This window comes from Thioclava atlantica (assembly GCF_000737065.1).
In the GTDB taxonomy this organism is placed as follows: Bacteria; Pseudomonadota; Alphaproteobacteria; order Rhodobacterales; family Rhodobacteraceae; genus Thioclava; species Thioclava atlantica.
Map to the genome: position 1 here is coordinate 1 of NZ_AQRC01000025.1, position 10710 is coordinate 10710.

A 10710-nucleotide genomic window follows, 5' to 3' on the forward strand; every position below is an offset into this window, starting at 1 on the left:
CGAGATCAAGGGCTTCGGCGCGCAGTCGGGTCACACGGAAATCTATCGCGGGGCGGAATACGCCGTGAACTTCGTGCCGAAGGTGAAGCTCGAGATCGTCGTGGCCGACGGTCTGGCGGACGAGGTTGTCGACACGATCATGAAGGCGGCGAAGACCGACAAGATCGGCGACGGCAAGATCTTCGTTCTCGACGTGGGCCAGGCCGTGCGCGTGCGGACCGGCGAAACCAACGATGACGCGCTGTGACGCGACAGGGGGAAGTGGAAAAATGAGAAACCTTTCGAAAATCATGGGTCTCGCCTCGGCGCTGACCGTCGCGGCTCTGCCCGCTCTGGCGCAGGATGCCGCCGCTCCGGCCGCGGTGATCGACAAGGGCGACGTCGCCTGGATGATGACCTCGTCGCTGCTGGTCCTGTTCATGATCGTGCCGGGCCTGGCGCTGTTCTATGGCGGGCTCGTGCGCTCGAAGAACATGCTCTCGGTGCTGATGCAGTGCACGCTGATCGCGGCCGTGGTCATGATCATCTGGGTGTTCTGGGGCTATTCCTTCGCCTTCGGCGGCGGCACCTCGCCGTTCTGGGGCGGGCTCGGCAAGCTGTTCCTCGCGGGCGTGACGATGGATTCGACCGCGGCCACCTTCACCGACGGCGTCGTGCTGCCCGAATATGTGTTCATCGCCTTCCAGATGACCTTCGCGGCGATCACGCCGGCGCTGATCGTCGGTGCATTCGCGGAACGGGCGAAATTCTCGGCGATCATGCTCTTCGTGATTCTCTGGGTGACCTTCATCTACTTCCCGATCGCCCATATGGTGTGGGACGGCGCGGGGCTGATCTTCAACTGGGGTGCGATCGATTTCGCGGGCGGCACCGTGGTGCATATCAATGCCGGTATCGCGGGGCTCGTCTGGGCGATCGTGCTCGGACCGCGCATCGGTCTGGGCAAGGAAAACATGGCGCCGCATTCGATGACGCTGACCATGGCGGGGGCCGCGATGCTCTGGGTCGGCTGGTTCGGCTTCAATGCCGGCTCGAATCTCGAGGCCACCGCGAATGCCACGCTCGCGATGCTCAATACCTTCCTCGCCACCGCCGCCGCGATCGTCGCCTGGTCGGCCGTCGAGGCTCTCGCCCGCGGCAAGGCATCGGGTCTGGGTGCGGCTTCGGGGATGGTTGCAGGCCTCGTCGCGATCACTCCGGCCTGCGGCACGACCGGCCCGGTGGGCGCGATCGTCCTTGGCCTCGTGGTCTCGCCGATCTGCTTCTTCTTCGTCACCACCGTGAAGGCGAAGTTCAAGTATGACGACAGCCTCGACGTCTTCGGCGTGCACGGCGTCGGCGGTATCGTCGGCGCGATCGGCACCGGTATCCTGTGCGCCCCCGCGCTCGGCGGCACCGGTTTCGTCGCGGATGGCGGCACGATGGCCGCCCAGCTCGCTGCGCAGATCAAGGGCGTGCTCGTGACCATCCTGTGGTCGGGCATCGGGTCGCTGGTGCTGATCTACATCACCAAGGCGATCACCGGCATCCGCGTCTCGGGCGACGAGGAACGCGAGGGGCTCGACCTCACCGCACACGGTGAAAGCGCCTATCACAGCTGATCGTTACGATCCCATGCAAATGGAAAGGCCCGGAGCGTGCTCCGGGCCTTTTCGTGTCGGGGTCATTCGGTGACGGGAGCCGCCTGTGGCGCCCGTTTCGCGCTGCCCTGATAGTCAGGTTTGCGCAGGAAGAGGACGAGCGGAATCGCCGCCAGCGTAATCCACATCATGAACTTGAAGTCGTCGATATAGGAGATCATCGCCGCCTGTTGGGTCGCGAGCTGGTCGAGCACGTAATATCCGGCCTCGGGCCCGTATTTCGACAAGGCGGACGGCCCCGTCAGCAGCCCCTGGAGGTTCTGCGGATTGATCGAGGAGACGATCTCGGAATGATTGACCGCGATGTTGTGCGTCAGCAGGGCGGTGACGATCGAGATCCCGATCGAGGAGCCGATATTGCGCAGAAGCGAGAACAGCGCCGTGCCGTCGCCGCGATATTCCGGATCGAGCGTGGCGAAGGTCAGCGTCGAGATCGGAACGAAGACCGAGCCCAGACCGAAGCCCTGGATGACACCGGAGATGATCACCCATTTCGGGCCCATCTGCGGCGAGAAGGTCGACATCATGTGCAGCGAATAGGCGGTCAGCGAGAGACCCATCACCACCAGGATGCGCAGGTCGACATATTTCACCAGGCGCCCGATCAGCAGCATCATCGCCATCGCCCCCACGCCCCGGGGCGACATGACGAGCCCGGTCGTCAGGGTCGGGTATCCGAAGATCCCCGAGAGCATCGGCGGCAGGAGCGCCAGCGATGCGAGCAGGATGATGCCCACCACGAAGATGAAGAGCAGGCCCATCGAGAGGTTGCGATCGAGGAACATGCGGGGGTCGAGGAACGGTTTCTTCGCCCCGAGGATCCAGACGAGGAAGACCCAGAACCCGCTCACGGCGAGCGCGAGCTCGATCCAGATCTCGGTCGAGGAGAACCAGTCGAGATCCGAACCGCGGTCGAGCATCATCTGCAAGGCGCCGATCGCCAGGGCGAGGGCGGCGAAGCCGAAGAAGTCGAAGCTGATCTTGCGCTTGGGGGTGTCGGGCAGGAAGAAGGCCGACCCCGCGATCGCGATGATCCCGAGCGGCACGTTGATGTAGAAGACCCACCGCCAGTTGATCACCTCGGTCAGGTACCCGCCGAGCGTCGGGCCGATGATCGGGCCCAGCATGATGCCTGCGCCGAACACCGCCATCGCCTGGCCGTGACGCTCGCGCGGGTTGATGTCGAGCATGAAGTTCTGCGCAAGCGGCACGATCGCGGCGCCGAACACGCCCTGCATCAGGCGGAACATCACCATCACGTCGAGCGACCAGGCGATGCCGCAGAGCATCGAGAAGACCACGAAGCCCACCACCGAGACCATGAAGATCTCGCGCCGCCCGAAGCGGTTCGCGAGCCAGCCCGAAAGCGGTGTCACGATCGCGGCGGCGACGATATAGGAGGTCAGAACCCAGTTGATCGTGTCGCGCGACGCGCCGAGATCGGCGCGCATGTCGGGCAGGGCGACGTTCGCGATCGTGGTGTCGAGCACCTGCATGATCACGGCCAGCATCAGCGAGGCCATGATCAGCCCGCGACGCGGCACGTTATGAGGGTCGATCCCCTTGGGCTTTTCCGCAGCGGCCTGGGCCATGGGTCATTGCCCCTGGTTCACGGGCGCGGCCTCGGCGACCGATCCGCTGGCCGACCCCATGAGCCGCGCAAGATGCGTGCGAGTCGCGGTGTCGACCGTGACATGCGCCGAGAGACCGGCGCGCAGCCCTTCGAGATCGGAATCCTGTGCCAGCCGCAGCCGCACCGGCACCCGCTGGGTCACCTTCACCCAGTTTCCGGTCGCGTTCTGCGCGGGCAGGATCGAGAATTCCGCCCCGGTGCCTGCACCCACGGCCTCGACGGTCGCATTGTAGTTGCGGCCGGGGAAGGCGTCGAAGCTCACCCTCGCGCTCTGGCCAGCGGCCATATGCGTCAGTGCGGTCTCCTTGAAGTTGGCGATCACCCAGACATCCGACGTATCGACGAGGGTGAAGAGCTTGGCACCCGCGCCGACCATCTCGCCCGGCTTGAACGAGGAAGCCTCGTAGATGATGCCGTCGGCGGGAGCCTGCAGCTCGGTTTGCGAGAGGTTGTATTTCGCGTCGTTCACTGCCGCGATGGCGGCCTTCACGGTCGGGTGGTCGTCCACCGAGATTTCCGGGTCCCCATCGAGCGCGACCTTGGCGGCGGCCACCTTCTGCCGGGCGGCAGCGAGCGTGTCCTTGGCAGCCTGCGTCTTCGTGCGTTGCGCGTCCAGAGCGGTCTGGGTCGAGGCGCCCGACTTGGTGAGCGATTCCTGCCGTGCGAGCTGCTTCTCCTCATAGGCGGCATTGTCGGCGGCCTGCTTCTCCTCGACCAGCGCGGCCTTGTAGGACGACCGCAGCTGCTCGACCTGAAGACGTGCGGAAGACAGCGCCGCTTCGGCCTTCGCCAGGGCCAGTTCGTAGGGTTGCTTATCGAGTTCGAAGAGCGGAGCGCCCTTTTTCACATGCTGGTTCTCGGAGACATAGACCTTGGTCACGCGCCCCGAGATCTGGGTCGCGATCGGGATCCGGGCCATCTGGAAATTCGCGTTCGCGGTGCTTTCGGAGCCGCCCGAGCTGAGCCAGTACCATGCCCCGCCGAGCACGATCAGCGCGGGCAGCAAGATCAGAAGCCAGATTTTCGCCCCTTTTTTCTTCGGTTGTTTCCCGGAGGTTTCGCTCTCGGTGCTGGTAGTCTTGTCACTCATGATTTGCCTCAGAGGAATGGGTAGGGCTCTCGTCGGAGAGATTTCGGATGATGTGGCGCAGGGTCGACATCGCGTGTTCGACCTCGGTTTTGGACAGGCCTGCGAGCGCCTGGTCGTAGATCTCGTCGGCGATCTCGCGCGCCTCCTCGAACACGGCACGCGCGCGCTCGGAGGGGTGGACCAGCTTGATCCGGCGATCGTTCGAGTCGGGCATGCGCTCGACCCAGGCGCCTTCTTCCATGCGGTCGACCAGGCGCGAGACCGAGATCGGCTCGATCTCGAGCAGTTCTGCCAGACGCGCCTGCGGGAGCGGACCTTTGCGCTTGAGATAGACAAGAAGCCGCCACTGGGCCGTGGTCAGGCCAAGGTCGCAGGCGCGCGCCTCGAAGCGACGCCGGATGAGGCGCGCAGCATCATGCAGCAGGAAACCAAGGCTCTGATCAGGCATCGGAAGCTCCGTGTCCGTTTAACGTGAGCCTATACATTATAAGCCTGCTTACCTTTTCAAGGGTAATCGTGAAAAAATCCTGGAGAAAAGGAAATCGGCGGCCCGTGAGAGCCGCCGATTCAACGTGGTGGAAGAAGATGCTTCGGCTTAGACGCCCGCGTCGATGAGCGCCTTGGCAAGCAGCGGCACCGAGTTCTCGTTGAGCCCCGCGATGTTGATGCGCGAGTCGCCCACCATGTAGATCGCGTCGTCGGCCTTCATCTTGGCGACCTGCTCGGGCGAGGCGCCAAGGCGCGAGAACATGCCGCGGTGCTGGGCCACGAAGTCGAAGCGGTCCGAGTTCGACAGCTTGCGCAGTTCGTCGGCGAGCTGCTGGCGCAGCTTTAGCATCCCGGTGCGGACATCCTCGAGCTCGGCTTCCCAATCGGCGCGCAGCGCGGGATCGGTGAGGACGCGGGTGACCAGGGCCTGCCCGTGATAGGGCGGGAAGGAATAGGTCTGGCGGTTCAGGTAGCCCAGCGTGCCCTGAACGGTCTTCTTCATCTCCTCCGAGCCGAGCACCATCAGGCAGCCGGTGCGCTCGCGATAGATGCCGAAGTTCTTCGAGCAGGAGGCGGCGATGATCACTTCCGGCAGGCGCGAGGCGATCAGGCGGGTGCCCGCCGCATCTTCCTCGAGGCCGTCACCGAAGCCCTGATAGGCGAGATCGATCATCGGCACCGCGCCGGTCTCTTCCAGGAGATCGGCCACCGCGCCCCACTGCTCGATCGTCAGGTTCGCCCCGGTCGGGTTGTGGCAGCAGCCGTGGAGCAGGACGATATCGCCCTTCTTCACGGATTTCAGATCCTCGATCATCGCGTCGAAATCGACCGAGCGGGTCTCGCTGTCGAAATAGCGGTAGGGCTTCTGCGCCTGTCCCATGAAGTTGAGGATCGACAGGTGGTTCGGCCAGGTCGGATCGGAGACCCAGATGGTGGTGTCGGGATTGGCCATGCGGGCGAGCTCGAAGCCCATCCGGCACGCGCCAGTGCCGCCCACGGTGGACAGGCAGGCGAGGCGGTCGGCCGGGTAGCCCTTGCCGAGCACCATCTCGGCCATCGCGGCATGGAATTCCGGCTGGCCGGCGAGACCTGCATAAGATTTGGTGGTTTCCTGGTCCCAGACCTGCTTCTCCGCCTTGTGGATGGCGCGCATGATCGGGGTCTTGCCTTCGGCGGTCTTGTAGACGCCGACGCCGAGATCGACCTTCTGGTCGCGTTCATCGGCGCGGTATTCTTCCATCAGCGCGAGGATCTTGTCCGGCGCCTGCGGTTTGAGATTGTTCAGCATCACGCTTCTCCGGTTGCGACCCTGAGGTCGTTATACATGCCCCATTCGGCCCAGGAGCCGTCATAGAGCGCCCAGTCCGACTTGCCGATCAGCTCCAGCGCGAGCGCAAGGATCCCGGCGCTGACGCCGGAGCCGCAGGTGGTGATCGCGGGCTTGTCGAGATCGACTCCGGCGGCCTTGAAGATGGCGCGCAGCTCGTCGGGAGATTTCATCGTGCCTTCCGCGGTCAGCAGATCCGACCACGGGACGTTCTTCGAGCCGGGGATGTGGCCCTTGCGCAGGTGCGGGCGGGGCTCTTCGGCCTCGCCGCGGAAGCGCTCGGCCGGGCGCGCATCGATGATCTCGTGATCGCCGAGCTTGCTGGCATGGGCCACCTGCGTGACGTCCTTCACGAGGCCCGACTGGCGCTGCACCGTCATGTGGCGGTCGCGCACCATCGGCGGCAGGTCCTCGAGCGGACGCCCCTCGGCTTCCCATTTCGGCAGACCGCCATCGAGCACCGCGACATCGGTCTTGCCCATCAGGCGGAAGGTCCACCAGACGCGCGGTGCCGAGAAGACCGAGTGCTGATCGTAGATCACCACCTGATGCCCGTCGCCCACGCCCATCGCGCGCATCCGGCTGATGAACTTCTCGACCGGCGGAGCCATATGCGGCAGGGCCGAGCGGTTGTCGGAGATCTCGTCGATATCGAAGAAACGCGCGCCGGGGATGTGCTTGGCAGCATAGCCCGCCTTCGCGTCCATGCCCATCTGGGGCAGGAACCAGGACGCATCGAGAATGCGCAGATCGGGGTCTTTCAGATGCGCTTCGAGCCAGTCCGTCGATACGAGCGTTTTCGGGTCATCCATCGTCATGCGCCTCCCTTGCCGGTCGGAATTGCTTAGACTCAGCCATATGCAAGACGCAAGGGCAGCGGCACCGAAACCGGCCCGGCTGATCAGTGATTCTGCTTGAGAAGGCGCTGTTTCTGGCGATTCCAGTCGCGCTTGGCTTCGGTCGCGCGCTTGTCGGCGATCTTCTTGCCCTTGGCGATGCCGATCAACAGCTTCGCGATGCCCTTCTCGTTGAAGTACATCTTCAGCGGCACGATGGTCATGCCTTCGCGCTGCGTCGCGTTCCAGAGCCGCGAGAGCTCGCGCTTCGACACGAGCAGCTTGCGCTTGCGCCGCTCGTCATGGCCGAAATGGCCCGCCTGCATGTAGGGCGCGATATAGGAGTTGATGAGCCACAGCTCGCCATCCTCCACCGCCGCGTAGCTTTCGGCGATGTTGGTCTGGCCGGAGCGCATCGATTTCACCTCCGAACCCATGAGCACGATCCCCGCCTCGAGGGTGTCCTCGACGGCGTAGTGATAGCGCGCCTGCCGGTTCTCGGCGATCAGCTTGGAATTCGGGTCGGATTTCTTGGCCATGGTCGTACCGAGATAGGGCAGGGGCCGTGCGCTGTCCAGAGTGGCACGCGCGGAGCTTGACGGACGGGCATGGGCACGGAATAGCTGGGCAGCAAAGGAGAGGTGCCATGTTTGTCCAGATTGCCATCGGGTCGGTGATGATGCTCCTGACCGTGGGGATCGCCGCGCTGAGCGCCTGGGCGATCGAGGTCACCTTCGCGAAGCTCAACCCGTGGATGCTGCGCCAGCCCCATCGGCCCAAGCTGATGCTCATGGTGGTGTTCGCTGCGCTCTGGGCGCTGGCGATGGTGACCGCGGGGGTCTGGCTCTGGGCCTTCTGCTTCCGCCTGCTCGACGTGTTCCACACGATGGAGGAGTCGGTCTATTTCTCGCTCGTGAGCTTCACCACGCTCGGCTATGGCGACATCCTGCTCTCGCATAAATGGCGCATCCTCGGCGGGATGGCGGCCGCGAACGGCTTGTTGAATGTCGGGCTTCTGACGGCGCTTCTCGTCGAGGTGATCCGCCAGGTCCGCAGAAGCCAGATCGAGGCGCGCGGCGGCCTCGAGAGAAGCTGACGCGCGGGCGCGCGCGAGCGCCCGCGCGTAAGAGTCATTCGATCATGAGAGCGTCCTTGACGATCCCGGTCAGCATGTCCGTGACCGGCGCCATCGTCTCGCCGGGATAGTCGCGGAAGCCCACCGTCACCTCGTCGGGCTTCTCGGGCGTCTGATAGACGAAGATCGTGTAGGGGCAGTACTGCACGTTGGTGATGTCGGCCTCCATCACCTCGCGCGAGACCTTCGCCGAGCAGAACGAGAAGATATCGGCCCCGGTATAGAGCGTCTTGGTGGAGCCGACCGCATCCTTCGTCCGCTCGAGCATGTCGCCGGTATGGCTGACGTGATCGACGACGAGCCCCGCCCCGATGATCGCGTTCTGGACCGCGAAGGTGACGTTCTCGAACGTGTCCTCGGTCGTCCAGGTATGCGGCTCCTGCGCCCACACGGCCTGAGCGCTCATGGTGAATGCCGCCGCGACGGCGGCGGTGACGTAGTTCCTCATTCTTATCTCCCTTGTCTCCCATGGCCGGCTCGCTTTGGCGTGCCGGTGATCCGACCCCAATACTGGCGCGTAAAAAATGTTATGCCTAGGGGTAACAATTTCGGCCGCCGCGACGAAGAGTGGCACGAGAGGCGAAATCCGCCCCCTATTCCGGATGCAAGGAGGAGTTCATGCGCAAACCCCAAGCCGGAGACCCGAGCCGGGCCGACGTCACCCCGAAAGCCGACTTCCTGAACCGTCGCCAGATCATGGCCGGCGCAGGCGCGCTTGCGATGGGGGCGATGGCGGGGCCGGCATTCGCCGCGGGTATCGACGCGAAACCATCGAAATACTCCACCGACGCCAAGCCCAACACGCTCAAGGAGATCACCTCCTACAACAACTTCTATGAATTCGGCTGGGACAAGTCGGATCCGGCGAAATATGCCGACCAGCTCGTGACCGATCCCTGGTCGATCGAGATCGGGGGCATGGTCGACAAGCCCGGCACCTATCCGCTTGACGACATTCTCAAGCCGGTCACGCTCGAACAGCGCATCTATCGCTTCCGCTGCGTGGAGGCCTGGTCGATGGTCGTGCCCTGGATCGGGTTCGAACTCGCGGACCTGCTCAACCGCGTCGGCGTGCAGCCTTCCGCCAAATACGTCGCTTTCCAGACGCTCTACCGGCCCGAGCAGATGCCCGGCCAGCGCCAGCCCGGGATCGACTGGCCCTATGTCGAGGGGCTGCGGATCGACGAGGCGATGAACCCGCTCACGATTCTGGCCACCGGTCTTTATGATGAAGAGCTTCCGAACCAGAGCGGCGCGCCGATCCGGCTCGTCGTTCCGTGGAAATACGGCTTCAAGTCGATCAAGAGCATCGTGAAGATCAGTCTCACCGACAAGCAGCCGCCGACCACCTGGAATCAGCTCCAGCCGCGCGAATACGGCTTCTATGCGAATGTGAACCCGACGGTGGATCACCCCCGCTGGAGCCAGGCGACCGAACGGCGTGTGGGCGCGGGGCTTTTCGCGGGCCGCGAGCCGACCCTGATGTTCAACGGTTATGGAGACGAGGTCGCCTCTCTCTATAAGGGCATGGATCTGGCGAAATTCTATTGATGAGTACCGCCAGCCTCTCCGCCCCGCTCAACACCGCGCTCCGGCGCGTGCCCACCTGGCTCGTCTATCTGGCCGGCCTGATCCCGCTCGGCTGGGTGATCTGGCTCACCCTGTCCGGCGGAATCGGCGTCGACCCGGTAAAGGGGATCGAGCATCGTCTGGGAAAGATCGCGCTGTGGTTCCTCATCGGGGGGCTCGCGATCACCCCGGCGCGCCGCTTCCTCTCTCTGAACCTCATCCGCTACCGCCGCGCGGTGGGGCTTCTCGCCTTCTTCTATGTGGCGCTTCACCTCGTGGCCTGGGCGGTGCTCGATATGGGGATGCTCTGGGCGCAGGCGGCCTCGGACCTCATCAAGCGGCCTTACCTGTTCTTCGGGATCTCCGCCTTCGTGCTGCTCATCCCGCTGGCCCTCACCTCGAACAACGCGTCGATCCGCAAGCTCGGGGCGAACTGGCGGCGCCTGCACTGGCTCGTCTACCCGGCGGTCGGCCTCGGCGTGATTCACTACCTGTGGCAGATGAAGGTGATTTCCCTGCAGGGCTGGGTCTGGCTCGCGGTTTTTTCGGCCCTCATCGCGGTGCGATTCCGTCCCCGAAGACGCTGACGCAGGGGGAGGTGGCTCAGGAGGTTTCGCTGAAACGGGTGATTTGCGAAACATTCTTGCCCAGAGCCATTCCGGGGGCTTTTCGCGCCTATGTCTCCATATCAAAAATCCTGTAAAAACAGTTATTTGACAGAGAGCCGTCAGAAATCCGAAAGTTTTTTGAAAAAGGCTCTTGCGGACCCCGGGCCTGATCCGTAAATACCCCTCACCGACGCAGCGAACAACGCTGCAAGGGACGCCGGAAGCGCCGCAAGGCACTGAAAAGCGGAAGAAAAATTGGAGAGAAGGCTGGCAGGTAACGCCCCAAGGATTGAGGCGATACCGGTTGATTTTGTCTCCACGCTCTTTGAAATTGATGGATATCTGAAGAGATATGCGGGCGGTTTGGTCGATACGACGCGAAC

13 protein-coding genes are annotated in these 10710 nt (G+C 63.7%); 5 read left to right on the forward strand and 8 right to left on the reverse strand.

Features of this window, described 5'->3' with window-relative positions:
- On the forward strand, positions 1 to 247 hold a 247-nt coding region (locus DW2_RS18480), incomplete at its 5' end, for a P-II family nitrogen regulator (protein ID WP_038148880.1).
- A 22-nt stretch (positions 248 to 269) separates the two neighbouring features.
- Positions 270 to 1601, forward strand: coding sequence for an ammonium transporter (locus DW2_RS18485; protein WP_038148881.1), 1332 nt, complete (start codon positions 270 to 272; stop codon positions 1599 to 1601).
- Positions 1602 to 1663: 62 nt separating this feature from the next.
- On the opposite strand, the gene DW2_RS18490 is transcribed toward DW2_RS18485, so the two are convergent.
- The 6 genes from DW2_RS18490 to smpB all read right to left on the reverse strand — a co-directional run bounded on the left by DW2_RS18490 (position 1664) and on the right by smpB (position 7554).
- On the reverse strand, positions 1664 to 3232 hold the full coding sequence (locus DW2_RS18490) for a DHA2 family efflux MFS transporter permease subunit (RefSeq protein ID WP_051856457.1): 1569 nt from the start codon (positions 3230 to 3232) through the stop codon (positions 1664 to 1666).
- Positions 3233 to 3235: 3 nt separating this feature from the next.
- Positions 3236 to 4363 carry an HlyD family secretion protein gene (locus DW2_RS18495; protein ID WP_051856460.1) on the reverse strand — a complete coding sequence of 376 codons (1128 nt, stop codon included), beginning with the start codon at positions 4361 to 4363 and terminating at the stop codon, positions 3236 to 3238.
- Entirely contained in the window at positions 4356 to 4811 is a 456-nt protein-coding gene (locus DW2_RS18500; RefSeq protein ID WP_038148884.1) for a MarR family winged helix-turn-helix transcriptional regulator, read from the reverse strand. The genes DW2_RS18495 and DW2_RS18500 overlap by 8 nt, the downstream gene beginning before the upstream one ends.
- A 147-nt stretch (positions 4812 to 4958) precedes the next feature.
- Positions 4959 to 6140 carry an amino acid aminotransferase gene (locus DW2_RS18505; protein WP_038148886.1) on the reverse strand — a complete coding sequence of 394 codons (1182 nt, stop codon included), beginning with the start codon at positions 6138 to 6140 and terminating at the stop codon, positions 4959 to 4961.
- A complete protein-coding gene (sseA, locus tag DW2_RS18510) occupies positions 6140 to 6991 on the reverse strand; it encodes a 3-mercaptopyruvate sulfurtransferase (RefSeq protein ID WP_038148897.1) in 852 nt (283 codons plus the stop codon). Before sseA ends, DW2_RS18505 begins: the two co-directional genes overlap by 1 nt.
- Before the next feature lie 89 nt (positions 6992 to 7080).
- Positions 7081 to 7554, reverse strand: a complete 474-nt coding sequence (gene smpB, locus DW2_RS18515; RefSeq protein ID WP_038148887.1) for an SsrA-binding protein SmpB — start codon at positions 7552 to 7554, stop codon at positions 7081 to 7083.
- Positions 7555 to 7661: 107 nt separating this feature from the next.
- Here smpB and DW2_RS18520 point away from each other — a divergent pair, with 107 nt between their 5' ends.
- Entirely contained in the window at positions 7662 to 8111 is a 450-nt protein-coding gene (locus DW2_RS18520; RefSeq protein ID WP_038148889.1) for an ion channel, read from the forward strand.
- A 34-nt stretch (positions 8112 to 8145) separates the two neighbouring features.
- Here DW2_RS18520 and DW2_RS18525 read toward each other — a convergent pair whose 3' ends face one another.
- Entirely contained in the window at positions 8146 to 8598 is a 453-nt protein-coding gene (locus DW2_RS18525) for a hypothetical protein (RefSeq protein ID WP_038148890.1), read from the reverse strand.
- Positions 8599 to 8768: 170 nt separating this feature from the next.
- Between DW2_RS18525 and msrP the strand changes: the two genes are divergently transcribed.
- Together msrP and msrQ are read left to right on the forward strand one after the other, a co-directional pair.
- Positions 8769 to 9701 (forward strand): protein-methionine-sulfoxide reductase catalytic subunit MsrP, encoded by a 933-nt coding sequence (gene msrP, locus DW2_RS18530; protein ID WP_038148892.1) that lies wholly within the window; start codon positions 8769 to 8771, stop codon positions 9699 to 9701.
- The gene (msrQ, locus tag DW2_RS18535; RefSeq protein WP_038148894.1) at positions 9701 to 10306 is read left to right on the forward strand and encodes a protein-methionine-sulfoxide reductase heme-binding subunit MsrQ; all 606 of its coding nucleotides are present in this window, start codon (positions 9701 to 9703) and stop codon (positions 10304 to 10306) included. The genes msrP and msrQ overlap by 1 nt, the downstream gene beginning before the upstream one ends.
- Positions 10307 to 10446: 140 nt before the next feature.
- On the opposite strand, the gene DW2_RS20245 is transcribed toward msrQ, so the two are convergent.
- A partial coding sequence (locus tag DW2_RS20245) for a hypothetical protein (protein ID WP_238321362.1) occupies positions 10447 to 10710 on the reverse strand: 264 nt, incomplete at its 5' end.